Annotated in this window: 23 protein-coding genes; 5 read left to right on the forward strand and 18 right to left on the reverse strand. The window is 68.5% G+C overall.

The annotated features are described in order from the left end of the window. Genes argH through AC1U2B_RS06135 form a run of 12 tightly spaced genes read right to left on the reverse strand, consistent with a single transcriptional unit; the run spans nucleotide 1 to nucleotide 13,599 of the window. Entirely contained in the window at nucleotides 1–1,419 is a 1,419-nt protein-coding gene (gene argH / locus AC1U2B_RS06080; RefSeq protein WP_480216089.1) for an argininosuccinate lyase, read from the reverse strand. Nucleotides 1,420–1,424: 5 nt separating this feature from the next. Then, nucleotides 1,425–2,624 carry an argininosuccinate synthase gene (locus AC1U2B_RS06085; protein ID WP_043986887.1) on the reverse strand — a complete coding sequence of 400 codons (1,200 nt, stop codon included), beginning with the start codon at nucleotides 2,622–2,624 and terminating at the stop codon, nucleotides 1,425–1,427. Nucleotides 2,625–2,649: 25 nt separating this feature from the next. After that, nucleotides 2,650–3,123: an arginine repressor gene (locus AC1U2B_RS06090; protein WP_043399377.1), complete on the reverse strand. Its 474-nt coding sequence runs from the start codon at nucleotides 3,121–3,123 to the stop codon at nucleotides 2,650–2,652. Then, nucleotides 3,120–4,049 carry an ornithine carbamoyltransferase gene (gene argF / locus AC1U2B_RS06095; protein ID WP_480216090.1) on the reverse strand — a complete coding sequence of 310 codons (930 nt, stop codon included), beginning with the start codon at nucleotides 4,047–4,049 and terminating at the stop codon, nucleotides 3,120–3,122. The genes AC1U2B_RS06090 and argF overlap by 4 nt, the downstream gene beginning before the upstream one ends. Further along, entirely contained in the window at nucleotides 4,046–5,233 is a 1,188-nt protein-coding gene (locus AC1U2B_RS06100; protein ID WP_480216091.1) for an acetylornithine transaminase, read from the reverse strand. Before AC1U2B_RS06100 ends, argF begins: the two co-directional genes overlap by 4 nt. After that, nucleotides 5,230–6,114 (reverse strand): acetylglutamate kinase, encoded by an 885-nt coding sequence (gene argB, locus AC1U2B_RS06105; protein ID WP_043986883.1) that lies wholly within the window; start codon nucleotides 6,112–6,114, stop codon nucleotides 5,230–5,232. Before argB ends, AC1U2B_RS06100 begins: the two co-directional genes overlap by 4 nt. Continuing rightward, nucleotides 6,111–7,325, reverse strand: a complete 1,215-nt coding sequence (gene argJ / locus AC1U2B_RS06110; RefSeq protein ID WP_260973102.1) for a bifunctional glutamate N-acetyltransferase/amino-acid acetyltransferase ArgJ — start codon at nucleotides 7,323–7,325, stop codon at nucleotides 6,111–6,113. Before argJ ends, argB begins: the two co-directional genes overlap by 4 nt. Next, a complete protein-coding gene (gene argC / locus AC1U2B_RS06115) occupies nucleotides 7,322–8,356 on the reverse strand; it encodes an N-acetyl-gamma-glutamyl-phosphate reductase (RefSeq protein ID WP_043399390.1) in 1,035 nt (344 codons plus the stop codon). The genes argJ and argC overlap by 4 nt, the downstream gene beginning before the upstream one ends. Nucleotides 8,357–8,410: 54 nt before the next feature. Then, nucleotides 8,411–10,897: a phenylalanine--tRNA ligase subunit beta gene (gene pheT / locus AC1U2B_RS06120; RefSeq protein WP_480216092.1), complete on the reverse strand. Its 2,487-nt coding sequence runs from the start codon at nucleotides 10,895–10,897 to the stop codon at nucleotides 8,411–8,413. After that, nucleotides 10,897–11,964, reverse strand: a complete 1,068-nt coding sequence (gene pheS / locus AC1U2B_RS06125) for a phenylalanine--tRNA ligase subunit alpha (protein WP_480216093.1) — start codon at nucleotides 11,962–11,964, stop codon at nucleotides 10,897–10,899. Before pheS ends, pheT begins: the two co-directional genes overlap by 1 nt. Continuing rightward, on the reverse strand, nucleotides 11,901–12,686 hold the full coding sequence (locus AC1U2B_RS06130) for a rhomboid-like protein (protein ID WP_480216094.1): 786 nt from the start codon (nucleotides 12,684–12,686) through the stop codon (nucleotides 11,901–11,903). Before AC1U2B_RS06130 ends, pheS begins: the two co-directional genes overlap by 64 nt. A 10-nt stretch (nucleotides 12,687–12,696) precedes the next feature. Beyond that, entirely contained in the window at nucleotides 12,697–13,599 is a 903-nt protein-coding gene (locus AC1U2B_RS06135; protein WP_308204180.1) for an adenylate/guanylate cyclase domain-containing protein, read from the reverse strand. Between the two features lie 203 nt (nucleotides 13,600–13,802). On the opposite strand from AC1U2B_RS06135, the gene AC1U2B_RS06140 reads away from it, so the two are divergent. Together AC1U2B_RS06140 and AC1U2B_RS06145 are read left to right on the forward strand one after the other, a co-directional pair. Next, nucleotides 13,803–14,840, forward strand: coding sequence for an oxygenase MpaB family protein (locus tag AC1U2B_RS06140; protein WP_043399400.1), 1,038 nt, complete (start codon nucleotides 13,803–13,805; stop codon nucleotides 14,838–14,840). 4 nt (nucleotides 14,841–14,844) lie between these two features. Further along, a complete protein-coding gene (locus AC1U2B_RS06145) occupies nucleotides 14,845–16,086 on the forward strand; it encodes an acyl-CoA dehydrogenase family protein (RefSeq protein WP_260973106.1) in 1,242 nt (413 codons plus the stop codon). A gap of 7 nt (nucleotides 16,087–16,093) precedes the next feature. On the opposite strand, the gene AC1U2B_RS06150 is transcribed toward AC1U2B_RS06145, so the two are convergent. The 4 genes from AC1U2B_RS06150 to infC form a co-directional block, all read right to left on the reverse strand. Further along, entirely contained in the window at nucleotides 16,094–16,834 is a 741-nt protein-coding gene (locus AC1U2B_RS06150) for a TrmH family RNA methyltransferase (RefSeq protein WP_480216095.1), read from the reverse strand. 41 nt (nucleotides 16,835–16,875) lie between these two features. After that, complete coding sequence (gene rplT / locus AC1U2B_RS06155) at nucleotides 16,876–17,265, reverse strand: 50S ribosomal protein L20 (RefSeq protein ID WP_029121325.1); 390 nt, start codon at nucleotides 17,263–17,265, stop codon at nucleotides 16,876–16,878. 39 nt (nucleotides 17,266–17,304) lie between these two features. Then, entirely contained in the window at nucleotides 17,305–17,499 is a 195-nt protein-coding gene (gene rpmI / locus AC1U2B_RS06160) for a 50S ribosomal protein L35 (protein WP_020103309.1), read from the reverse strand. A gap of 69 nt (nucleotides 17,500–17,568) precedes the next feature. Beyond that, entirely contained in the window at nucleotides 17,569–18,168 is a 600-nt protein-coding gene (infC, locus tag AC1U2B_RS06165; RefSeq protein WP_082068006.1) for a translation initiation factor IF-3, read from the reverse strand. Between the two features lie 260 nt (nucleotides 18,169–18,428). On the opposite strand from infC, the gene AC1U2B_RS06170 reads away from it, so the two are divergent. From AC1U2B_RS06170 to AC1U2B_RS06180, 3 genes are read left to right on the forward strand one after another with little or no spacing between them, the layout of a single operon-like run. Then, nucleotides 18,429–18,812 (forward strand): DUF1844 domain-containing protein, encoded by a 384-nt coding sequence (locus AC1U2B_RS06170; protein WP_480216096.1) that lies wholly within the window; start codon nucleotides 18,429–18,431, stop codon nucleotides 18,810–18,812. Nucleotides 18,813–18,867: 55 nt separating this feature from the next. Next, complete coding sequence (gene lysX, locus AC1U2B_RS06175; protein WP_480216097.1) at nucleotides 18,868–22,200, forward strand: bifunctional lysylphosphatidylglycerol synthetase/lysine--tRNA ligase LysX; 3,333 nt, start codon at nucleotides 18,868–18,870, stop codon at nucleotides 22,198–22,200. A gap of 40 nt (nucleotides 22,201–22,240) precedes the next feature. After that, entirely contained in the window at nucleotides 22,241–23,617 is a 1,377-nt protein-coding gene (locus AC1U2B_RS06180; protein ID WP_480216098.1) for an alpha/beta hydrolase, read from the forward strand. A 4-nt stretch (nucleotides 23,618–23,621) separates the two neighbouring features. Here the strand turns inward: AC1U2B_RS06180 and AC1U2B_RS06185 are convergent, their stop codons facing one another. Together AC1U2B_RS06185 and AC1U2B_RS06190 are read right to left on the reverse strand one after the other, a co-directional pair. Next, the gene (locus AC1U2B_RS06185) at nucleotides 23,622–24,695 is read right to left on the reverse strand and encodes a hypothetical protein (protein WP_480216099.1); all 1,074 of its coding nucleotides are present in this window, start codon (nucleotides 24,693–24,695) and stop codon (nucleotides 23,622–23,624) included. After that, entirely contained in the window at nucleotides 24,692–25,984 is a 1,293-nt protein-coding gene (locus tag AC1U2B_RS06190) for a hypothetical protein (protein ID WP_480216100.1), read from the reverse strand. The genes AC1U2B_RS06185 and AC1U2B_RS06190 overlap by 4 nt, the downstream gene beginning before the upstream one ends. Nucleotides 25,985–26,009: the final 25 nt, after the last annotated feature.

The raw sequence follows: 26,009 nt of genomic DNA on the forward strand, positions 1-26,009 counted from the left end.
CTACCCCAGGTGCGTGCGCAGTCGCGCCGCCTCATCCCGAACGATGGTGAGCTGCTCGGCGACCCGAGCGGGTGACGTGCCGCCGCGGGCGTCGCGCGACTCGACCGAACCGGCGATCGTCAACACGTCCCGCACCTCGGCGGTGAGTCCCGGATGGATGCCCGCGAGCTCGTCGGCGGCGAGCTCTTCGAGCCCGACTCCCCTGGCCTCGGCGGCCTTGACCGCCGCGCCGGCCGCTTCGTGCGCGACCCGGAACGGAATGCCCTGGCGCACCATCCATTCCGCGATGTCGGTGGCCAATGTGTAACCCAGCGGTGCCAGCGCGGCCATCCGGTCGGTGTCGAAGGTAAGGGTGCCGACCAGTCCGGCCATCGCGGGCAGCAGCAGCTCGAGCTGGGCGACGGAGTCGAAGACCGGCTCCTTGTCCTCCTGCAGATCCCGGTTGTAAGCCAGCGGCTGCGCCTTGAGCGTCGCCAGCAGACCGGCCAGGTTGCCGATGAGGCGGCCGGATTTGCCACGCGCAAGTTCGGCGATGTCGGGGTTCTTCTTCTGCGGCATGATCGAGCTGCCTGTCGACCAGGAGTCGTGCAGCCGGACGTAGCCGAATTCCGTTGTGCTCCAGAGGATGATGTCCTCGGACAGCCGGGACAGGTCCACGGCGATCATGGCGAAGACGAAGGCGGCCTCGGCGGCGAAATCACGCGAGGACGTGGCGTCGATCGAGTTGTCGGCCGCGGAGGCGAAGCCGAGGTCCGCGGCGATGGCGTCGGGGCTCAGGCCGAGCGAGCTACCGGCGAGCGCGCCAGATCCGTAGGGCGACACCGCCACCCGCTTGTCCAGATCGAGCAACCGGTCGGCATCGCGCAGCAGCGGGTGCGCATGCGCGAGCAGGTGGTGGGCCAGGAGCACGGGTTGCGCCGACTGCAGGTGCGTCTTGCCGGGCATGATCGCCGTCGGGTGCGCCTCGGCCTGGCCGGCCAGCGCGGCGGCCACGTCCAGCACACCGTTGCCGATGACCTTGATGGCGTCGCGGAGCCACATCCGGAACAGTGTGGCCACCTGGTCGTTGCGGGACCGGCCGGCGCGCAGTCGGCCGCCCAGGTCGTCGCCGACGCGGTCGATCAGCCCGCGCTCCAGCGCGCCGTGCACGTCCTCGTCGGTCGCGAGCGGCCCGAAGGAGCCGTCGGCGACGTCGTTGCCCAGGCTGTCGAGCCCGGCCAACAGGCCGTCGCGCTGCTCATCGGTGAGCAACCCGGCGTTGTGGAGCACACGGGCGTGCGCCTTGGACGCCGTGACGTCATATGGCGCCAGTGCCCAGTCGAAGTGCGTCGACTTGCTCAGTGCGGCAAGCGCTTCGGACGGGCCGGAAGCGAACCGTCCGCCCCACAGCGAACCTTCGTTGGTCCCACCGGTGCTCATGTGGCCTACAGACCCAGATCGCGCTTGGCGGAGATCTTGGAACTCAGGCCGTGCAGCTGGACGAAGCCCTTGGCCGAGCTCTGGTCGAAGCTGTCGCCCTCGTCGTAGGTGGCGAGGTTGAAGTCGTACAGCGACTCGTTCGAGCGGCGGCCGTTGACCGAGATGTGCCCACCGTGCAGGACCAGGCGGATGTCGCCGGAGACGTGCTGCTGGGTGTGCTCGACGAACGCCTCGAGCGAGGCCTTCAGCGGGCTGTACCAGAGACCGTCGTAGGTCAGCTCGCCCCACTTGCGGTCAACGCCGCGCTTGTAGCGGCCGAGCTCGCGCTCCAGGCAGACGTGCTCGAGCTCGGTGTGCGCGGTGATCAGCACCATGGCGCCCGGGGCCTCGTAGATCTCGCGGGACTTGATGCCGACGAGGCGGTCTTCGACGACGTCGAGTCGCCCGACGCCCTGCGCACCGGCGCGGGTGTTGAGCTCCTGGATGATCTGCAGCACGCTCAGCGGGCGGCCGTCGATGGCGACGGGGCGACCCTTGTCGAAGCTGATGATCAGCTCGTCAGGGGTGTTGAAGTGGACCGTCGGGTCCTCGGTGTAGTCGTAGACGTCCTTGGTCGGCGCGTTCCACAGGTCCTCGAGGAAGCCGGTCTCGACGGCGCGGCCCCAGACGTTCTGGTCGATGGAGAACGGCGACTTCTTGGTGACGTTGATCGGGATGTCGTTCTCCTGCGCGAAGGCGATGGCCTTCTCGCGGGTCCAGGCGTAGTCGCGGACCGGGGCGATGACCTCGAGCTCGGGCGCCAGGGTGTTGAAGCCGACCTCGAACCGCACCTGGTCGTTGCCCTTGCCGGTGCAGCCGTGCGCGACGACGGTGCCGCCGTGGCTGCGGGCGGCCTCGACGAGGTGCTTGACGATCAGCGGCCGCGAGATGGCCGAGACCAGCGGGTACCGGTCCATGTAGAGCGCGTTGGCCTTGATGGTGGGCAGGCAGTACTCGTCGGCGAACTCGTCGCGGGCGTCGACGACGACGGCCTCGACGGCGCCGCAGTCGATGGCACGCTGCCGGACGACCTCCATGTCCTCCCCGCCCTGGCCCAGGTCGATGGCCACGGCGACGACCTCTTTGCCGGTCTCCTTGCCGATCCAGCTGATCGCGACCGAGGTGTCCAGGCCACCGGAATACGCCAGGATGACGCGCTCGGACATGTGTCAATCTCCTTGTCTAGTACTGCTACAGGTTCTCGAAGGTGGCGGCGAGCTCGGCGCCGCTCATCGGTTCGCGGGCAACAACCAAGATGGTGTCATCCCCGGCGATCGTGCCCACAACATAAGGCAGAGACGCTCGATCTATTGCACTGGCCAGGTAATGCGCCGCCCCAGGTGGCGTACGTAACACCGCCAGGTTGGCGCTGGCGTCGGTGGACACCAGCAGCTCGCCGAGCAGACGGGACATCCGCTCGGTGCCGCCGGAGACGCCTTTGACGGGACTGCCGTCCTCGGGGACGACGTAGACGCCGGTGCCACCGTCGGCGCCGCGCAGTTTGACCGCACCGAGTTCCTCCAGGTCCCGCGACAGCGTGGCCTGGGTGACGTCGATGCCCTCCTCGGCGAGCAGGGCCGCGAGCTCGGTCTGGCTGCGCACCGGGTTCGACGACAGCAGCGCCACGATGCGCGACTGCCGTCCGGCCCGGGTCGGTGCTGTCATCGGCCGTTACGTTCCAGCAGCCACACCAACATGGCCTTCTGCGCGTGCAGCCGGTTCTCGGCCTCGTCGAACACCGCGCTCTGCGGGCCGTCGATGACCTCGTCGGTGATCTCGTCCCCGCGGTGCGCCGGCAGGCAGTGCAGCACGACGGCATCGCTGTTGGCGCGGCCCAGCAGCGCGGTGTTGATCTGGAACGGGCGGAACGGGCGCACGCGGTCCAGGCCGTCGTTCTCCTGGCCCATCGAGGTCCAGGTGTCGGTGACGAGGACGTCGGCGCCGTCCGCGGCGGCCTGCGGGTCGGTGGTGACCGTGACGGTCGCCCCGGTCTCGGCCGCGCGCTTCTTGGCCGCCTCGACGAACTGCGGGTCGGGCTCGAACCCCTTCGGCGCGGCAATGGTCACGTTGATGCCCGCCGTGACCCCGCCGACCATCAGCGAGTGCGCCATGTTGTTGGCGCCGTCGCCGAGGTACGACATGTTGAGCCCGGCCAGCTTGCCCTTGCGTTCGGCGATGGTCTGCAGGTCGGCCAGCACCTGGCAGGGATGGAACTCGTCGGACAGGGCATTGACGATGGGGACGGAGGCACCACTGGCCATGGCCGTCAGGCGCTCCTGTGCGAAGGTGCGCCAGACGATGCCGTCGACGTAGCGGGACAGCACGGCGCCGGTGTCCTCGAGGGTCTCCTCGCGGCCCAGCTGGGTGCTGCGGCCGTCGACGACGACGGCGTGCCCGCCGAGCTGGGCGATGCCCATCTCGAAGGAGAACCGGGTGCGAGTGGAGTTCTTCTCAAAGATGACGGCGATGCCCCGCGGCCCCTCGAGCGGGCGCCGGCTGAACGGCGCCTTCTTGAGCTCGGCGGCCAGCGCCAGGACCTCGGCCTGTTCCTCGGGGCTCAGGTCGTCGTCACGGAGAAAATGGCGGATCACTGGGACTCCCCTGCTGCGGTGTCGAGAACGGTGGGTAGTGCGGTCAGGAAGGCGTCGATCTGGGCGTCGGTGATGACCAGCGGCGGCGCGAGCCGCACGACGTCGGCGGCCGCGGCATTGACCAGGAAACCCGCGTCGCGCGCGGCGTTTTCGACGGCCTTGGCCTGCGGCGCGGTCAGGACGACGCCGAGCAGCAGCCCACGGCCGCGGACGTGATCGACCAGTGGATGGGCCAACTCCTCGATACCGTGCGCCAGTGTCTTGCCCGCGGCGTCGGCCCGGTGCACGAGGTCATCGTCGGCCAGGGTCTTGACCACGGCCAGGCCCGCGGCGGTGCACACCGGATTACCGCCGAAGGTGCTGCCGTGCATGCCCGGCTGCAGCAGGTCGGCCGCGGGTCCGATGGCGATGCAGGCCCCGATGGGCAGGCCACCGCCGAGGCCCTTGGCCAACGTGATGACGTCGGGGGTGATGCCGTCGTGCTGGTGGGCGTAGAAGGCACCGGTGCGGCCGATACCGGTCTGCACCTCGTCGAGCACCAGCAGCGCACCGTGTTTCGTGGTGAGCTCGCGCGCCTTGGCCAGGTACCCGGCCGGCGGGGTGACGACGCCGCCCTCGCCCATGATCGGTTCGAGGAACACCGCCGCGGTCTCGTCGGTGACGGCCGCTTCAAGAGCGTCGGCGTCGCCGTACGGGACGTGGGTGACGTCGCCGGGCAACGGCAGGAACGGCTCCTGCTTGCCGGGCTGGCCGGTCAACGCCAGCGACCCCATGGTGCGGCCATGGAAAGCGCCTTGCGCCGCAACGATTTTGGTGCGTCCCGTGAGCCGGCTGATCTTGAACGCGGCTTCGTTGGCCTCCGCGCCCGAGTTGCAGAAGAACACACGGGCCGGTGCGCCGAGCTGGGCGACGAGGGCTTCAGCCAGGGCGATACCCGGTTCGGTGGCATACAGATTCGAGGTGTGCCCCAGCGTGTTCAGCTGGTTGGTGACGGCCTCGATCACCGCCGGATGGCGATGACCCAGCACGTTCACCGCGATGCCGGCCAGGAAGTCGACGTAGCTCTTGCCGTCGGCATCGGTGACCACGGCGCCGTCGCCGCTGACCAGAGCGACCGGCGGGGTGCCGTAGTTGTTCGTCATCACTGCCTGCCAACGGGCTTGCAGCGCTTCAGTTTCGGTCATGCGGGTGCTACCACCTTGGTTCCGGTTCCGTCGTCGGTGAACAGTTCGACCAGGACGCAGTGTTCGACGCGGCCGTCGATGACGTGTGCGCTCGGGACACCGTTCTGCACGGCCCGCAGGCACGCCTCGATCTTGGGCACCATGCCGGATTCGAGCTTCGGCAACAGCTGAGCCAGTGCCGCCGTATCGATTTCGGTGACCAGCGAGTTGCGGTCCGGCCAGTCGGTGTACAGGCCTTCGACGTCGGTGAGCATCAGGAGCTTCTCGGCGCCGAGTGCCTCGGCCAGTGCGGCCGCCGCGGTGTCGGCGTTGATGTTATGCACGACGCCGTCGACGTCGGGACCGATGGTGGACACCACCGGAATGCGGCCCGCGGCAATGAGATCCAGGATGGCGTCGGTGTTGACATGGTCGACGTCGCCGACCAGCCCGATGTCGGTGAGGACCCCATCGACCGTCACGCTCCGACGCACCGCGGTGAACAGCTGCGCGTCCTCGCCGGTGATGCCGACCGCATACGGGCCGTGGGCGTTGATCAGGCCGACCAGTTCGCGGCCGACCTGGCCGAACAGCACCATCCGCGCGACCTCGAGAACCTCGGGCGTGGTGACCCGGAAGCCACCCTTGAAATCGCCTTCGATACCAAGACGTTTGAGCATGGCGCTGATCTGCGGGCCGCCGCCGTGCACGACGACCGGCTGAATGCCGCAGTTGCGCAGGAACGCCATGTCGGCGGCGAAGGCCGCCTTGAGGGTGTCGTCGGTCATGGCGTTGCCGCCGTACTTGACCACGACGATCTTGCCGTGCAGTTGCTTGAGCCACGGCAGCGCCTCGGCGAAGACCGACGCCTTCACCGCGGTGGAGAGTCCGGCAGTGCTCACGAGCTGTACGCCGAGTTCTCTTCGACGTAGGCGTGCGACAAGTCGGTGGTCCGGATCGTCGCCTCGTGCTCGCCCAACTTCAGGTCGACGATGACGTCGATGTCCTTGCCCGACAGATCGACGTCCCGGGCGCCCGGCGCGCCCGCACCATCGATGCACACCGCGGACCCGTTGAACGACACGCTGATCCGGTCGGCCACGAGTTCGATCGGCGCAATCCCGATCGCAGCGAGGACGCGGCCCCAGTTGGGGTCGGAACCGAAAAGCGCGGTCTTGACGAGGCTGTCGCGGGCCAGGGCGCGGGCGCCCACCAGGGCGTCGTCCTCACTGGCCGCACCCGTGACGGTGATCGCGATGCGCTTGGTGACGCCCTCGGCGTCGGCCTGCAGCTGCGCGCACAGGTCGTCACACACCGTGAAGACGGCCTCGTCCAATTCGCTTTGGCTGGGCTGGATTTCGCTGGCGCCCGACGACAGCAGCAGCACCGTGTCATTGGTCGAGCAGCTGCCGTCGATGTCGAGCCGGTCGAAGGTCTTCGCGGCGGCGTTCTTGAGCGCAAGGTTGAGTGCCTCGGCGTCCGCGACGGCGTCGGTGGTGATGACCACCAGCATGGTCGCCAGCGACGGGGCCATCATGCCGGCGCCCTTGGCCATGGCACCGACGGTCCACTTGCCCGGGTGGTGCAGCGCAACCTGTTTCGGCACGGTGTCGGTGGTCATGATGGCCCGCGCGGCCTCCTCGCCGCCGGACAGGCCACCGGCCATCTCGTGCACGATCTCGGTGACGCCGGCGAGCACCTTGTCCATCGGGAGCCGGTCACCGATCAGCCCGGTCGAGCACACCGCGACCTCGATGGCACCGGTCTCGGTACCCCAGTCACTGAGTGCCGCGGCGAGGGCCTCGGCCGTCTGGTGCGTGTCCTGGAAACCGCCCGGGCCGGTACACGCATTGGCGCCACCGGAATTCAGGATCACGGTCCGCAACCGGCCGGTCTTGAGCACCTGCTCGCTCCACTGCACGGGAGCGGCCCGCACCTTGTTGCGGGTGAACACCCCGGCCGCCGAAAGATCGGGCCCCTCGTTGAAGACCAGGGCCAGGTCCGGTTTCCCGGACGCCTTGATGCCGGCGGCGATTCCGGCTGCCCGGAAGCCTTCGGGTGCGGTGACGCCCTGGTTGCGATGCAGGGACGGGGTCGGCGACGTTGAAGTCACGGTGCTACTCCCACGGTGGATAGTCCTTCGGTTTCCGGCCAGCCGAGCGCGATGTTCATGGACTGTACTGCGGCGCCGCCGGTGCCCTTGGTCAGGTTGTCGATGGCGCACAGGGCGACGAGAGTCTTCGCATCCTCGTCGACGGCGACGGCGATCTGCGCGGCGTTGCTGCCGATGACCGAACCGGTCTTGGGCAGCTGCCCTTCCGGCAACAGGTAGATGAACGGCTCACTGGCGTAGGCCTTTTCGTACGCGGCCCGAATCTCCTCGACGGTCGCGGTGGTGCGCGCGGTGCAGGTGGCCAGGATGCCGCGCGACGTGGGGATCAGCACCGGGGTGAACGACACCGTCACGTCCTTGTCGGTGACGGCCCGCAGGCCCTGCGCGATCTCTGGGGTGTGCCGGTGCGCGCCGCCGACGTTGTACGCCCGGGCCGAACCGATGACCTCGGCGGCCGACAGGTCGACCTTGCCCGACTTGCCGGCACCCGAGGTGCCACTGACCGCCACCACGGTGACGTTGGGTTCGACGAGCCCAGCGGCGACCGCAGGCACCAAGGCCAGCAGGGCCGAGGTCGGGTAACAGCCCGGTACCGCAATACGTTTCGTGCCGACCAGCTTGTCGCGACCGCCGGGCAGCTCGGGCAGGCCGTAGGGCCAGCTGCCGGCGTGCTCGGAGCCGTAGAACTTCTCCCAGGCGGCGGCGTCGGTGAGCCGGAAGTCGGCGCCGCAGTCGACGATCAGGGTGTCCGGGCCGAGTTGCTGCGCCAGCGCGGCCGAATGTCCGTGCGGCAGACCCAGAAACACCACGTCATGCCCGGCGAGGACGTCCACCTCGGTGGGCTGCAGCACCTGCTGCGCGATGGGCAGGAGGTGCGGGTGGTGGTCACCGACGGTGGTTCCGGCATTACCCGCGGCGGTCAGAGCACCGATGGTGAGGCGACCGTCCGCATAGGCCGGATGGCCCAGCAGAAGCCGCAGAATCTCGCCGCCGGCGTACCCACTGGCGCCGGCCACCGCCACAGAAGTCATGCAAGCAATTCTGCATGTTTATGCATCAACTTGCAAACCAATTAGTAGGGCGTGTTACCGGCGGTGCTCGGCACCGAGCCGCTCGGTGGCCAGGGCCACTGCCGCGTCGCGGGCCGCACTCGCCTCGTCCTCGGTCAGCGTCCGGTCGGGCGCCCGGAACCGCAGGGCCAGGGTCAGCGACTTGCGCCCCTCCCCGATCTGCGGGCCGGTGTAGACGTCGAACAACCGCACGTCCTCCAGGAGTTCGCCGGCGCCCTCGCGCACGACGTCGACCACGGCCTGGGCCGCGACGTCGTCGGCGACGATCAAGCTGACGTCCTGGAACACCGCCGGGTACGGCGACACCGACGGCACGATGGCCCGCTCGACGACCGGGATGGCATCCAGGTTCAACTCGACGGCGCAGGTGCCCTTCGGCAGGCCCGTGCGTTCGATGACGGCAGGGTGCAGTTGGCCGGCATAGCCGACAACGGTGTCACCGACCAACACCTCGGCGCAGCGCCCCGGATGCCACGGCAGCTCCTGCGCCGCGCGCAGCGTCACCTCGACGCCGCAGGCCCGGGCGATGATCTGCACGGTCTCCAAGGCGTCCGTGGCCTCGACCGCACGACCCGCGCCCCACGGCCCGGCCGGTTCGCGAAGGCCGGTGAGCACCGCGGCGACGTGCAGCGGCTGATACGGCAGGGCCTGGTCGATCTCGGCCAGCTCAGCCTCGGTCGGACGACGATCCACCGGGATCGGCGCGAGGGCCTTGGTCTGCGGTGTCGCCTGCACGACCTGCTCGATACCGAACAGCGCGACGTCGGCCGCGCCGCGAGACACATTGCGCACCAACGCCTCGAGCAGGCCCGGCAGCAGCGTGGTCGCCAGTGCGGGCCGGTCGGCTTCGAGCGGGTTGAGCACCGAGATGGTGGCGCGCCGCGGGTCGTCGGCCGGCAGGTCCCAGGCGTCGAGCACCCCGGCAGGCAGGAACGGCGTCGGCAGCACCTCGACGAAACCATTGAGCGCCAACGACTTACCGATGGCACGGCGACGCTGCTGGGCTGCCGTCAGGCCGCGGCCGGCCGGCGCCTGTGGCAGCACCGACGGGATGGCGTCGAGCCCTTCGAGCCGCAGCACTTCCTCGACCAGGTCGGCCGGCTGTTTCATGTCCGGCCGCCAGCTCGGCGGGATCACGGTCGCCGTGGCACCGGACACCGTGACGTCGGCGCCGATCTGCATGAGACGGCGGGCCGTGGTGCCATCCGGGTAGCTGACGCCGGCGATCCGGTCGGGCAGGTCGACGGCGATGGTCACCGGCGGCTGCGACCAGTCCGGCGCGGCGTCGTCGGCACGCCAGTCGGTCAGCGTGGGTTCGACTGCGCCCCCGGCGATTTCGGCGAGCAGCGCGGCACAGCGGTCCAGCGCGGCCCGCGAGATCGCCGGGTCGACGCTGCGCTCGTACCGGCGGCTGGCCTCGCTGACCAGGTGCAGGCGGCGCTGAGTGCGCGACACAGCGGCCGGATCCCACACTGCCGCTTCCAGCAGCACGTCGGTGGTGGTGTCGCGAACCTCGGTGGTGCCGGCGCCCATGACGCCGCCGATGGCCGCCGTGGCGACGTCGTCGGCGATCAGCACGTCGCCCGGATCCAGTTTGCGCTCAATGTCATCGAGGGTGACGACGGTCTCCCCCGGGTTGGCGAAGCGCACGTCGAACCCACCGGTGATGAGCTTGCGATCGTGGGCGTGCATCGGGTGGCCGAGTTCGAGCATCACGTAGTTGGTGACGTCGACGGCCGGCGAGATGGCGCGGATACCGGACAGCAGCAGGCGACGCTGCAGCCACCACGGCGACACCACGGCCGGGTCGATGCCGACGACCGGACGCAGGCCGAAACGCTGCACACCGGTGCCGGGCTGCACCGTCAGCGGCCAGGCCTCGCCCTCGGCGGGCAGGGCCGGCACGTCGGCAGGGTCGACGAAATCCAGGTCGAAGGCGCAGGCGATCTCGCGGGCCATGCCGCGGATGGACAGGCAGTAGCCACGGTCCGGGGTGATGGCGAGGTCGAACACGACGTCGTCGAGCCCCAGCACCTCGGCGCCCGAGGCGCCTGGCTCAGCGGTGCCCGGGGGCAGCACGATGATGCCGGAATGGTCGGAGCCGAAGTTCAATTCGGCGGCCGAGCAGATCATGCCGTCGGACACCCGGCCATAGGTCTTACGGGTCGCGATCTTGAACTCGCCGGGCAGCACACAACCCGGCAGCGCCGCGACGACCAGGTCACCGACGGCGAAATTCCGCGCCCCGCAGACGATGTCGCGCGGCTGCGCCTCACCCACGTCGACCTTGCAGGCCCGGATCGGCTTCTTGAACTCGGTCAGTTCCTCGATCTCGACGACACGGCCGACGGTCAGCGGACCGGTGACCGGCCCCGCGGCGATGATGTCCTCGACCTCGTGGCCGATCCGGATGAACGCTGCTTCCAGCTCTTCGGGCGACAAGTCCCAGCCCGGAGCCCCGGCCTGGACGACTTCCCGCAGCCAGCTGTAGGGAATGCGCATCAGGCACCCACCCCGAACGGCAGGGAGAAGCGCACGTCGCCCTCCACCATGTCGCGCATGTCGGGAATTCCGTTCTGGAACTGCAGGGTTCGCTCCAATCCCATGCCGAAGGCAAATCCGGAGTACTCGTCGGGGTCAATACCGCAGGCCCGCAACACATTCGGGTTGACCATGCCGCAGCCGCCCCATTCCACCCAGCCGGGACCACCCTTCTTGTCCGGGAACCAGACGTCGACCTCGGCCGACGGCTCGGTGAACGGGAAGAAGTGCGGGCGGAACCGCGTGCGTCCTTCGGGGCCGAACTGGGCGCGCGCCAGCGCATCCAGAGTGCCGCGCAGGTTGGCCATGGTCAGGCCCGTGTCGACGGCCAGACCCTCGACCTGGTGGAACACCGGGGTGTGGGTGGCGTCGAGTTCGTCGGTGCGGAAGGTGCGGCCGATCGAGACGATGTAGACGGGCAGTTCCCGCTCCAGCAGGGCGCGGATCTGCACCGGCGACGTGTGGGTGCGCAGCACCTGTCGCGAACCGTCGGGCGCGATGTGGAAGGTGTCCTGCTCGCTGCGGGCCGGGTGGTCCGGCGGGAAGTTCAACGCGTCGAAGTTGAACTGTTCGGTCTCGACCTCCGGCCCTTCGGCCAGCTCCCAGCCCATTGCCACGAAGGTGTCGGCGACGTTCTCGGCGAGGATCGTGATCGGGTGGCGGGCGCCGATGGGCTGGCGCGTGGTCGGCAACGTCACGTCGATGCGCTCGGCGACCAGAGCGGCGGCGTCGCGCTCGGCGCGCAGCACCACGATGCGGTCGTCATACGCCTGCTGTGCGGCGGTGCGGGCGACGTTGACGCGCTTGCCGGCGTCGGCCCGGTCTTCCTTGGCCAGCGCGCCCAGCGCCTGACGGGCCAGCGCGATGGGCGCCTTGTCACCGAGGTGCTCGGTCTTGGCGCGGGCCAGGGCGTCGAGGTCAGCGGCCTGGTCGAAGGCGAGACGGGCGGCGTCGACCGCCGCGGTCAGTGCTTCTTCCGATAGGGCGCCGGAGGGCCCTCCACTGTGTTCTTCACCCTGCTCAGCCACCCGGAGATCATAGCGACGAGCGCGGCACCCACCGCACTCGCAGGGACCCCGACCATCGCCAGCTCCGGTGTGTGGACCAGGACGGCGTAGCCGAAACACACACCCACCCCGAACACTGCGGCCTTTCCGCGGGTCCAATGCACCGGCGTTTGAAGTCGACTCGAGATCGCCAGACCCAGGACCAACGCGACCACATGCCCCACTTCGATGAAGTCGTCGCTGACGACCACAACGGCAACCGAACCGGCCAGCCACCAGCCCAACCAGGCCGGTTTCAGACGGGCGGGCACCACCGCGGTCAGCGCTCCGACCACCGTCAACACCCCGTAGCTCACCCCGACGTCGGCAACCCGGCCGATGGACCACGGCAGCCGGCCCAGCTCGATGGCCACCACCAGCCCGACCGCGACCACCAGCGTCGTGCCGATGTGCCCGACGAGGAACACCACCAGCAGGCGGCGGCTGCGCCAGAGCAGTTCTGCGATTGCGAGCAGGCAGACCAGCCCGGGCAGCCACAGGAAGAACCGACCGTCGTCAGCGATCAGGGCGCTGGCGATCAGCGTGCCGACGCGGCCCTCACCGAGATTGTGCAGATTGGTACTGGCGTACCCGATGACCCGGTCGTGCACCGCCGGACCGAGCGCCGCCAACGTCACCGTGACGGCGACCAGCAGCGCGGCATAGACGACGGTGACCGGGACGCGGGGCAGGCGGCGCCACACCAGGCCGGCCCTAGGCTTCAGCGAGCTCCCCGTCATCGGGTTCGGTTGCGGCGTCCTTGCGCGGCCTGATCCAGTACATGGACATGTCCTCGGGCACACCCGAGGCCTTGGCGGCGAACAGTTGCTTGCGCACCTTCTTGGGCGTCACTCCGAGAGCGTCCAGGTACTGCTCGTCGATCCGGTCCAGGGTGGCCTGCGAGATGATCAGCCCGCCCTTCGTGGCCCGCTCCATGACGCGCGCCGCGATGTTGACGTCGACGCCGAGCAGGTCTGACCCGATGCGATGCGGGTGCCCGGTGTGGATGCCGGCGCGCATCTTGGGGTGGTACCCGTCGATCTCGACCTCTTTGAGCGCGTCGAGCGCGCGCACGACCGACCGCAAAGCGGTGACGGGGTTGCTGAACACGGCCATGGACCCGTCGCCCATGCGCTTGACGATGTGCCCGCCGGACTCCAACAGCGGCGGCTCGAACACCTGAGCCACGCGGCGCAACAGGCGGAGAGTGGTGTCGTCCCCGACGCTCAGCGACCATTTCGAGAAGCCGACGAGATCGGTGAACACGATGGTCACCTCGGGGTTCGCCGGCCGTCCGGAGACCCTTTCGGTGAGCGCCTGCCACACCTGCAAACCGGCCAGACTCACCTCGTGTGACGCGCCACCGCGCGGCAGCAGCCGATCGGCGGCCCGGGCCGCGGCGCTCGGACCGCCGACGCCGGCGACCGACAGCGGATCACCGAACTCCGGGTCCCCCGGCAGGGAACGGCGCGCCCGCCTGATGAATTCGATTACAGCCGGACTGTGATTGGTGTTCTGCAACCAGCCCAACGGTCCACTTGATCCTGGCCCGGCGTGTGACGCCGGGCCGATCTCGCCCACACCGTCGGATCGTTCTTCGAACGATTCGACTTCCACGACGCCACCCTAGGTGGCGTCGCGCGGCAGCGGCAACGATAGCCGCGGTCCGGCCGAAAAATACCTGGTCACCGTGTTGTGGCGCGCCGGTAGACGGTCCGTAACAGTGCCGGCGACACCAGTGCCAAATCGTGGACAACATGCGTTGTCACGATTATCGTGGCGCGCAGAACCCTCGGTATCAACGTTGAGCGAGGCACACGATGACCGCACGCAAGACTCCCGCCACCCCGCCCATCGCGCCACTGGGCCCGGATTCCCTGACCTGGAAGTACTTCGGCGACCTACGCACCGGCCTGCTCGGCGTGTGGATCGGCGCGATCCAGAACATGTATCCCGAACTGGGCGCCGGCGTCGAGGACCATTCGATCCTGCTGCGGGAGCCGCTACAGCGCGTGGCGCGCTCGGTGTACCCGATCATGGGCGTGGTCTACGACGGCGACCGCGCCGCAGACACCGGAGCCCAGATCCGTGGGTATCACGAGACCATCAAGGGCGTCGATCACGACGGCCGCCGCTATCACGCACTTAACCCTGAGACGTTCTACTGGGCACACGCGACGTTCTTCATGCTGATCATCAAGACCGCCGAGTACTTCTGCGGCGGGCTGACCGAAGCCGAGAAGCGCCAGCTGTTCGACGAACACGTGCAGTGGTACCAGATGTACGGCATGAGCATGCGGCCGGTTCCGGAGACCTGGGAGGACTTCCAAACCTATTGGGAGCACAAGTGTTCCGAGGAACTGGAGATCAACCGGGCCACGCTCGACATCTTCACCATCCGGATTCCCAAGCCGTGGTTCGTGCTGATGCCCACCCCGGTGTGGGATCAGATGTTCAAGCCCTGGCTGGCCGGGCAGCGCTGGGTCGCGGCCGGGGTTTTCGACGCCGCCGTCCGCGAGCGGGCGGGCATGCGCTGGACGCCCGGCGACGAGGTGGTACTGCGCCTCCTCGGCAAGGCCGTCGAGCTGGCGTTCCTCGCCATTCCCGAGGAAATCCGTTTGCACCCAAGGGCATTGGCCGCGTACCGCCGAGCTGCCGGGCAGCTGCCGCCGGATGCGCCACTGGTCGAGGCGCCGGCGTTCATGGCCCCACCCAAAGATCGCTGGGGACTGCCGATGCATTATGTGCCACGTCACAAGTCATTGATGGAACGCGCCGGGTCACTGGTGCACACCACGTTCTCGTTGGCCGGTCTGCGTCCCGCGCGCAACCGCTCTGTCCCCGGAAAGGCTGCCTGAATACATGCTTGATTGGTCCGACGTCGATATTGCCGTGCGCGACGCCGTTCGCGAGTTCGTGGACAAGGAAATCCGCCCGCACCTCGACGACCTCGAGGGCGGCGACATGGAGCCGTACCCGATCATCCGAAAGCTGTTCGCCACCTTCGGAATCGACGTGATGGCGCGAGAGTCGCTGGAGCGGCGGCTGTCCCGTCTGCGTTCGGGCGAGGCGTCGGAAGGCAAGCAGCGGGCGTCGGGCGGGATGTTCGGCGGCGGGCCCGATCAAGCCGGCATGGGCATGGTGCTGATCAGTGAATTGTGCCGCGTCAGTTCGGGTCTGGTCACCGGCGTGGGCGTCAGCCTGGGCCTGACGGTGCCCACCATCCAGAGCCGCGGCACCCTGGCCCAGCAGGAGCGCTGGCTACCCGGCCTGGTGACCTACGAGAAGGTCGGCGCCTGGGCCATCACTGAACCCGACTCGGGCTCAGACGCATTCGGCGGCATGAAGTCCTACGTCGTGCGCGACGGCGACGACTACATCCTCAACGGCCAGAAGACGTTCATCACCAACGGCCCCGACGCCGACGTCGTCGTCGTGTACGCCAAGCTGGATGAGGGCGACGGCGCCGACAAGCGTGACCGCAAGGTGCTGACCTTCGTGCTCGACCGCGGCATGGAGGGCTTCGTCCAGTCAAAGCCGTTCCGCAAGATGGGGATTCACTCGTCGCGCACCGGTGAGCTGTTCTTCAACAACGTCCGGCTGGGCCGCGACCGGTTGCTCGGCGAGACCGAGGAGAACAAAGCCGGCGACGGCCGCGACAGCGCCCGCTCGAGCTTCTCGGCCGAACGCGTCGGCGTGGTGTCCATGTCGCTGGGCATCATCGAGGAATGTCTACGGCTGTGCATCGACTACGCCAAGACCCGCACGCTGTGGGGCAAGGAGATCGGGCAGTTCCAGCTGATCCAGCTCAAGCTGGCCAGCATGGAGGTGGCCCGGATGAACGTGCGCAACATGCTGTTCCGCGTGATCGAGTCCGGTCAGGCCGGCCGCCAGATTCCGCTGGCCGAGGCGTCGGCGATGAAGTGGTACTGCTCGCAGGCCGCCACCGACGTGGCCATGGACGCCATCCAGTTGTTCGGCGGCAACGGCTACATGACCGAGTACCGCGTCGAGCAGCTGGCGCGCGACGCCAAGTCGCTGATGATCTACGCCGGCAGCAACGAAGTGCAGATCACCCACGTCGCCAAGGGGCTGTTGGCCTAGGGCCGAATCACGACTGGGCGCGGGAGCTCTCGTACAGGCAGATCGACGCCGCTGCTGCCACATTGAGGCTCTCGGCGCTCCCCCGCATGGGAATGTGCACCCGCTGCGACGCCAGGGCCACCAGGTCGGCGGGCAGGCCGTGCGCCTCGGGGCCGAACAGCCACGCGGTGCGCGCCGACAGATCGGCGGCGCGGATGTCGACAGAGGCATCCAGCGCCGTCGCGAGCACCTCGATGCCACTGTCCCGGATCGCCGAAACCACTGCGGCCGCATCGGGATCCACCACCACCGGTAGCGAGAAGATGCTGCCCGCCGAGGACCGCAGGCACTTGCCGTTGTAGGGATCCACGCTGTGCCCGGCGAACACCACCGCATCGGCGCCCATGGCGTCTGCGATGCGGATCAGGGTGCCGGCGTTGCCCGGCTCCGACATGCCCACAGCGACCGCCAACAGCCGCGGCTCCGCGGCCAGCACGGACTCCAGGGACGACTCGGGCAGCGCGCAGACCGCAACGAGCCCGACGGGAGTGACGGTCTCCGACAACGCCTTTGCGGCCTTCTCGGTGACCACCGAAACCGGGGCACCGTCGAGCAGCGCGCCGAACCGGTCCAGCGCGGCTTCGGTCGCAAAGACCTCAGAAACAAGACCGCGCCGCAGCGCTGCCTCGACGAGGTTGGGTCCCTCGGCAAGGAAGCGCCCGGCGCGTTTGCGCCCGACGTGGCGCTGCAGCTTGGCTGCAGCGACCACCCGGGCAGATCGCTCGGTGAGCGCTGAGTCTGTAGTCAGACTCAGGCAGCCTCTCCGGACGGAGCGTTGACGTCGGCGGGCAGAGCGGCCTTGGCCACCTCGACCAGCGCGGTGAACGCGGCGGGATCGCTGATCGCGATCTCCGACAGGTTCTTGCGGTCAACCTCGACGCCGGCCAGCTTCAGACCCTGGATCAGGCGGTTGTAGGTGACGCCGTTCTCGCGGGCCGCCGCGTTGATACGCGTGATCCACAGCTTCCGGAAGTCACCCTTGCGGGCGCGACGGTCGCGGTAGGCGTAGGTCAACGAATGGAGCTGCTGCTCCTTGGCCTTGCGGTAGAGCCGCGAGCGCTGCCCACGGTAGCCCTTCGAGGCCTTCAGTACTGTGCGCCGCTTCTTCTGAGCGTTCAGTGCGCGCTTCACGCGTGCCATGAGAGTGTTCCTATCGTTCGTTCGGGTAGCGGGGCTGTACTAGCCGGCCAGCATCTTGGCGACACGCGCGGTGTCGTTGGCAGCGACCACGGCGCGACCGTCGAGACGACGGGTGCGCTTGGTGGCCTTGTGCTCCATCAAGTGGCGACGGTTGGCCTTCTGGCGCACGATCTTGCCGGTTCCGGTCTTGCGGAACCGCTTCGATGCGCCACTGTGGGTCTTGGCCTTGGGCATGTGTCCTCAGTTTCTTTCCAAGCGGTCGCCCGCGGCGGCGGGAACCGCTGCGGGCAATCGCGACTGCTGTTACGCGGTTGCGTCAGATTCAGGTGCCTCAGGCGCCGGCCGGCCGGCCGGTGCGTCGGCATCATGCGCCGCCTTTGCGCGAGTCTTCGCGCCGCGGTGCGGTGCCAGCACCATCGTCATGTTGCGGCCGTCCTGCTTGGCGGACGTCTCGATGAAGCCGAATTCGGCGACGTCGGCGCCCAGCCGCTGCAGGAGTCGGTAGCCCAGTTCGGGCCGCGACTGCTCACGTCCGCGGAACATGATGGTCACCTTGACCTTCGACCCGGCCTCCAGGAAGCGGACCACGTGGCCCTTCTTGGTCTGGTAGTCGTGATCGTCGATCTTGGGTCGCAGCTTCTGTTCCTTGACGACGGTCTGCTGCTGGTTCTTGCGAGACTCGCGCTCCTTCAGAGCCGTCTCGTACTTGAACTTGCCGTAGTCCATGATCTTGCAGACCGGCGGCTTGGCGCCTGGCGCAACTTCGACAAGGTCGAGATCGGCGTCTGCGGCGACGCGGAGGGCATCTTCGATGCGCACGATGCCTACCTGTTCGCCGTTCGGTCCGATCAACCGAACTTCAGGTACTCGAATGCGCTCGTTGACGCGTGTCTCAGTGCTGATGGGGCCTCCCGGGTTGTTCCAGTACTTGTTAAGTAGAGGTCACACCCGGCCCGGCCATCTGTTCGCATGAACAGAAAAGCCCTGCATATAGCAGGGCCCAATGCCGACCGATCACGGCTCACGCCGTCTGCGCACAACGCAGAACAGGCACAATGTGCCTGTGACCGGACCGTCAAGCCGCGAGGCCGACGGTGGGAGGTGGGACTCCACTTGCTGTCCTGACGTAAGCCAGGACGGTCGCGCATGACACTCTAGCAGTCATGACCGACCCGAACCTAACCAGTGACCCCACCACAAACTCAGCGACCGAAGCTGAGGAAGCCCAGGTACGGGAGCTGGCCGCGATCCCTGCCGTCGAGGTGATCACCCGCGCCGCCGTCATGCTGATGAGCGCCGCCGCCGAGAAGCTCGGGCTGGCCGACGCGGATCCCGACGAGAGCCCGCACCGCGACCTCGACGAGGCCCGTCGCCTCATCACCGCGCTGGCCGGCCTGGTTCAGGCCTCCGCCGAGTATCTGGGAATGCACGCCGGCCCGGTCCGCGACGGCCTCAAGAGTCTGCAGCTGGCCTTCCGCGAGGCGAGCGTCGCGCCCGACGAGCCCGGCCAGGGTCCGGGCGAGAAGTACACGGGCCCCGTCTGGTAGCCGTGACCAGGGCTCTGCAGACACTCCCAGGTTTCACCGCATATTGTCCGAACTTATGACGTTGACGTCGAGCAGACAACAGCAGCGCCCGACGACATTGGGGTGGGTTCCGGCCGCCGCCGGCTGGACCGTCGGTGTCGTCGCGACGCTGTCGTTGTTCGCCAGCCTGTCGCCGCTGATCCGGTGGATGATCCACATCCCCCGAGAGTTCGTCAACGACTACCTGTTCAACTTCCCGGACACCAGCTTCGCCTGGTCGTTCGTGTTGGTGCTGCTGGCCGCCGCGCTCGCGGCACGCAAGCGGATCGCCTGGTGGATCCTGCTGATCTACATGGTCGGCCACATCGGCTGGAACATCTACGGCCTGCTTTCCGGCAACCTCTCGGTGGTCGACCTGACCGTGATGCGGGACCTCGGCGAGGCGATCGGCCTGGTGTTCCACATCGGCGTCATCGTCGTCCTGCTGCTGTCGCGGAATCAGTTCTGGGCCAAGGTCCGTCGCGGGGCGCTGCTCAAGGCGGCCCTGACCCTGGTCGCCGGCATGGCCGTCGGCATCCTGCTGGCCTGGGGCCTGCTGGAGATGTTCCCCGGCCGGCCCCCGCTGGACCCTGATTACCGGCTGGCCTACGCGGTGAACCGGGTCAGCGGGTTCGCCGCGGTCGGCAAGGAAGCGTTCGAGGGTGGCCATCCGCACGCCTTGCTCAATGCGCTGTTCGGCTTGTTCGGCGCGGTGGCGCTGATGGTCGCGGCGATCGTGCTGTTCCAGTCCCAGCGCGCGGAGAACGCCCTCACCGGCGAGGACGAGTCCGCCATCCGCGGGCTGCTCGAGCTGTGGGGCAAGAACGACTCACTGGGCTACTTCGCCACCCGCCGCGACAAGGCGGTCGTGTTCGCGCCCAACGGCCGCGCGGCCATCACCTACCGGGTCGAGGTAGGCGTCTGCCTGGCCAGTGGCGATCCCGTGGGCGACCCGCGGGCCTGGCCGGCCGCCATCGACGCCTGGTTGGCCCTGTGCCAGACCTACGGCTGGGCACCGGGCGTGATGGGCGCCAGCTCGACCGGCGCCGAGGCCTATCGCCAGGGCGGGCTCAACGCCCTGCAGCTGGGCGACGAGGCGATCCTGTATCCCGACCAGTTCAAGCTGTCCGGGCCCGACATGCGTGCCGTGCGGCAGGCCGTCACCCGCGCCCGCCGGGCCGGATTGACGGTGCGGATGCGCCGGCACCGCGACATCAGCGCCGACGAGATGGCCCAGGTGATCACGCACACCGACGCGTGGCGCGATACCGAGACCGAACGCGGCTTCTCGATGGCGCTGGGACGACTCGGGGACCCCGCCGACGGGGACTGCCTGCTGGTGGAAGCCGTGCAAGGTGACGGCCAGGTCGTCGCCATGCTGTCCCTGGTGCCGTGGGGCAACAACGGGGTGTCACTGGACCTGATGCGCCGCTCCCCCGCATCCCCCAACGGCACCATCGAGCTGATGGTCAGCGAGCTGTGCCAGCGTTCGGAAGAGATTGGCGTCACCCGGATTTCGCTGAATTTCGCGATGTTCCGGTCGGCCTTCGAGCAGGGGTCGCAGCTCGGTGCCGGCCCGATCCTGCGGTTGTGGCGCGCGCTGCTGATCTTCTTCTCCCGGTGGTGGCAGCTGGAGACGCTGTACCGCTCCAACATGAAGTACCTGCCCGAATGGGTACCCCGCTACGCCTGCTACGAGGACGCGCGGCTGATCCCGCGCGTCGGGGTCGCGTCGGTGATCGCCGAGGGCTTCCTGGTGTTGCCCTTCTCCCGGCGCGACGAACAACCCCACACCGGCCACCACACCGCGGCACCCAAGAATCTGGTCGAGTCGGGACGGCTGCATGCCGACGGCAGCGCTCCCGATGTGGCCGACCTTGCGGCAGGGGCGTCCGACGCCACCGACGCGCGCCGTCTACCCGACCAGGTACGGGTCCGGATGGCCAAGCTACAGGCGTTGCAGGACAACGGAATTGACGCCTACCCCGTGGGGCAGGCACCCAGCCACACGGTCGCCGAGGCAGTGGAATCCGCCGCGGACACCGTGGTCTGCGTCGCCGGTCGCGTGCTGCGGCTGCGCGATTACGGCGGTGTGCTGTTCGCCCAACTGCGCGACTGGTCCGGCGAAGTCCAACTGCTGCTGGACAATTCACTCCTGACGAACGGCACCGTGGCCGAGTTCACCGGGGCGATCGACCTCGGCGACCTGATCGAGGTCACCGGTGTCATGGGCGCCAGCCGCAACGGCACGGTGTCGGTGCTGGCGCACAACTGGCGCTTGATCGGCAAGTGCCTGCGTCCGCTGCCCGACAAGTGGAAGGGTCTGACCGACCCCGAGGCCCGCGTCCGCACGCGATATCTGGATCTCGCGATCAACACCGAGTCGCGGGAGTTGATCGCCGCCCGCAGCCGCGTGCTGCATGCCATCCGGGAAACGTTGGTGGGCAAGGGATTCCTGGAGGTCGAGACCCCGATCCTGCAGCAGATCCACGGCGGCGCGAACGCCCGCCCGTTCGAGACCCACATCAACGCCTACGACCTGGATCTGTACCTGCGCATCGCGCCCGAGCTGTACCTGAAGCGGCTGTGCGTGGGCGGTGTCGAGCGCGTCTTCGAGCTTGGCCGCGCCTTCCGCAACGAGGGGGTGGACTTCAGCCACAACCCCGAGTTCACCCTGCTGGAGGCGTATCAGGCACACGCCGACTACAACGTCTGGATCGACGGCTGCCGGGAGATCATCCAGAACGCCGCGGCGGCGGCCAATGGCGCTCAGGTCGTCATGCGGCCGGGTCCGGACGGCAGCCTTACGCCCGTTGACATTTCGGGCGTGTGGCCCGTCAAGACCGTGCACGACGCGGTGTCCGAGGCGCTGGGCGAGCGCGTCACCCCGGAAACCGACGTGGCGACCCTGCGCAAGCTGTGCGACGCCGCCACGATCCCGTACCGCACCCACTGGGATGCCGGCGCGATCGTGCTGGAGTTGTACGAGCACCTCGTCGAAGACCGCACCGCGGCACCGACGTTCTACAAGGACTTCCCCACCTCGGTTTCGCCACTGACCCGGCCGCACCGCAGCATCCCGGGCGTCGCCGAACGTTGGGACCTGGTGGCCTGGGGTGTCGAGCTCGGCACCGCATACAGCGAGCTGACCGATCCCGTGGAACAGCGCCGGCGACTCGAGGAACAGTCACTGCTGGCCTCCGGCGGCGACCCCGAAGCCATGGAACTGGATGAGGACTTCCTGCAGGCCATGGAATACGCGATGCCGCCGACGGGTGGTCTGGGTATGGGCGTCGACCGCGTGGTCATGCTGATCACCGGTCGCAGCATCCGCGAGACCCTGCCGTTCCCCCTCGCGAAGCCCAGGTAGCGCACAGGAGGCTCCCAGCTTTGCGAGTCACCCTGGCGTGGTGACGATCGGGGCAACGACTGCCAGCCTCTATGCCGAGCAACATATTTCGTTGACGCACGGCTGGCTGCCTTACACCGTCCAGGCCCTCGCGGTGGCGGTGCTGGTCTTCGCGATCGGCTGGCGCAACCGCCGGTGGCGCACCGTTTGGCTACCTGTAGCTGTCGCGTCCGGGGTGGCGCTGACCACCGCCGCGCGCTGGTTCGTCGCATCGCAGGGCTGGTCTGACGAGCCCGCGCCGCCCCAGCTGCTGGTGTGGACCGCGGTCACGAGCACCGCGGCGGTGCTGCTGATCGTCGGCTGGCGGGCCACCCGCTGGTGGCGCCGCGGGCTGGCCGTCGTCTCGGTACCACTGTGCGTGCTGTCCACGGGGCTGGCGCTGAACGCCTGGGTCGGGTACTTCCCCAACCTCGACACCGCATGGGAACAGGTCAACTCGGCGCCGGTGCCCAACCAGACGCGGCCCGAGACCGTGGTGGCGATGCAGAACGCGCGGCAGATACCCCGCAAGGGGTCCGTCGTCCAGGTCGAGACAGGCTCGGCGGCATCGGGATTCAAACATCGCGACGAGTACGTCTACCTGCCGCCGGCGTGGTTCGCCAGCAACCCGGCGCCGCGGCTGCCGTTGCTGATGATGATCGGCGGCGAATTCAACACGCCTGCCGACTGGCTGCGCGCCGGCAATGCGATCAAGACCATCGATGACTTCGCCGCCGCTCACCAGGGCAACGCCCCGGTCCTGGTTTTCGTCGATCCCGGTGGCGCGTTCAACAACGACACCGAATGCGTCAACGGACCGCGCGGCAACTCTGCTGACCACCTCATCAAAGACGTGTTGCCGTTCATGACCGCCACGTACGGCGTCAGCACCGACCGGCGCAACCGCGGCATCGTCGGCTGGTCGATGGGCGGCACCTGCGCCGTGGACCTGACCGTCATGCATCCCGATCTGTTCAGCACGTTCCAGGACATCGCCGGGGACATCGCCCCCAACGCAGGCGACCGGCCCCAGACCATCCAGCGCCTGTTCGGCGGCAGCACAGCCAAATACGCCGACTGGGACCCGATGACGGTGATGTCCCGAACTTCGTACAACGACATCGCCGCCTGGTACGACATCAACGGACCTGAGCTCTCCCGGGGGCCGCTGCCCGCACAAACCGTTGCGGCACATTCCTTGTGCGGGCTGGGCAGCGCCCGCGGCATCCGGTGCGCGGTGGTGGAACGACCGGGCAAGCACGACTGGCCGTACGCCGCGCAAGCGTTCACCGCCGGGCTGCCGTGGCTGGCCGGACAGGTCGGCACGCCGGGTGTTCCGTGGTTGCCGTTGCCCGGCGCGACGGCGCCGGCGGTGACGGTCGAGGCCGCTCGCCGGTGACGGTCTAGTAGTCGGCTTCGGCAGCCAGGATCTCGGCCAGGTAGGCATCGGGGCCGGGCGCCGCGAGCCGGGTGCGCACGTAACGCCGGACCCGGTCGCGAACCGCTTCCGTCTCGCCGCTCTCGGCACCGATGGCGACCGTGGTTCCGGTCCAATCATGGCCCCAGGCTTGAGTTTCGGTGGCCGGCAAGGGCAGGGTGGCATTGCCGTCGATGTCGAGCGTGCCGTCACCGGTGATCGAACCCGAGTTCAGACGCACCGCTATCCCATCCGCAGGACCGATCGTGGCGACGCGGATATCGGCGACGACCGCACCGTCACGCGCCTGCACGGACCAGTCGATGGTGCGTTCGGCAGCGTCGAATATCCGCGGCGGCACCGCGGTCCACGAGACCGATGCGACGCCGCTCGCGATGGCGCCGTCGTCGCCGGCACCGGGTTGACCGGCGGCGAGCGCGTAGTCGTCCCGCCGCGGCTCCGCCTGTGCCGCAAGGACTTCCGACCAGTCCCCCAGCCCGGATTCGTCGGCCAGGCTGACGCAGCCGCGGACCAGGTCGAGCACCCGCGGATCACCCGCGGCAGCCAGGCCCGACAGCGTCCGACGGTGCGGCTCCAGCAGTCCGGCGATGTCCGAATCCAAGGTGTCCTGGGTGAAGTAGTCCTCCAGCGCCGCCGTCGACAGCGCCACTTCGGCATCGAGCACTGCGGGGTCGAGCGGGGTGATGCCGTCGCGGGCGCTGGCCGGCCACCACCGCCGCAGCCAGTGGCCGATGGCCAGACGGCGAAGGGCAGCAAGGGGTTCGGGCAGCGGCAGCACATCGGCAAGGTCGACGTCGTTGCCGGCCTCGGTAGCTGCTGCTGCGGCGGCAGCAACCACTGCCACGTGGCCGGCCTCCCCGACCAGCCGCCACAACCAGTCCGCGGCCGGCAGGTCCGTGAACGTGATCCGCAGCGCCTGTGCGGGTTCGTGGATCGTCCACGCCAGGACGGCGCCGCTGACCTCGAGCACCGCCACCTCAGGCGGTGCGTCGACCTCGGACCCCAAGGCCCACAATCCTGAATCGACAGCGAGTTTCACCCTGTCGCCTCCAATTCCAGCATCGCCTTGATGCGCTGGCGGTGATCGAGGCTCACCGATCGGGCGACCCCGTCCAACAGGCCGCGCACCTCGCCGGCATCGCCGCAGGATTCCTGCCAGACGTCACGCCCGTGCAGTCGTGCCCACAGCCGCGAGACATAGGGGCGGACGAACGCCGCGAGGTCGTCCACCACCTGCTGCTGCCGTGGATGGACGGGACCGCCATCGGTCAGGTACCGGCGGGCGTGCAGCACGTACGCCTCCTTGCGGAGCCGGGCCTGAATCTGACCCGACAGGTGGTAGCGGGTCGGGTGATTCACCTCGAGCGGCGCCAGGTCCACCCCGATCTCGATGCCGGCGACCATGGTGGCCTGGTTGTCCTCTGCCAGTAGCCCCCATGGCGAGGCCGCGCGGTCCGCCTCTTCGGCACACAAGGTCGACAGGTCGGGCAGCTCGTCGCGGTCGAGGGCACGGCGCAGCGTCGCCCGGACACGGTCGACGATGCTGCGGTCCAGCGGACGTTCTGCCGCGCGGGAACCCGCGACCGTCGGCTTCGATTGTGGTGCGGCAGCGCACAATCCGATCTCGTCGACCGACCAGGGCGCAGCGGTCGAGGCATCTCGCATCCGGGCGCCGAAGTTGTACGGGGTGGTGTCACCGATCAGTGCGGTCCAGACCCGCTGCCGGGCGGCATCGGCGTTGTGGCCGCCGGACGGGCCGAGCACTGTAGTCAGCCCGGCGAGAAATGGCGCGGACGGCTCACTTCCGGCCCGAACGTCGTCCCAGCCCGCGTCGAGTTGACGCGACAACGTCTCCAGCACTGCGGGATCGGCGAGGTACTCATGCAGCCGCTCGACCGCGGTGCGGTCGCGGTCGCCGTGCACGTCACGCAGCGCCTCCACCACGACGGGTGAATCATCTTGTCCTGGTTCGCCTCTGGTGGCGGCCAGCTCGAAGCACACCGGGAAGTAGAGCTCTTGCGCGTTCCCGGTGGTGATGCGGTCGCGCCGGCGCTGCGCCTTCAGCAGCGCGAACCACTGTGCCGCAGCGCGCAACTGAACAGCGTGGTCGAAGATGATCTGGCGCATCTCGTCAGCGACATCCTCGGGGACCACGGGTGCCGAGTACTCGGGGTTCGCCCGCAGCCGGAGTACCAGCGGATCGATGATGCGCTTCACCGCGCGGCTCAGCGGGCCGCCGTCGGGGCTGCTCAAGAGTTCGAGACCGGGCCCGATCTCGCGCCACGCGGCGTCGATGACGGCGCGACGTGGCTGCGGCCCGATGGTCATCGGCCCAGGATAGGCGTGCGACGTC

It is taken from the genome of Mycolicibacterium sp. P4_G11 (assembly GCF_056555145.1).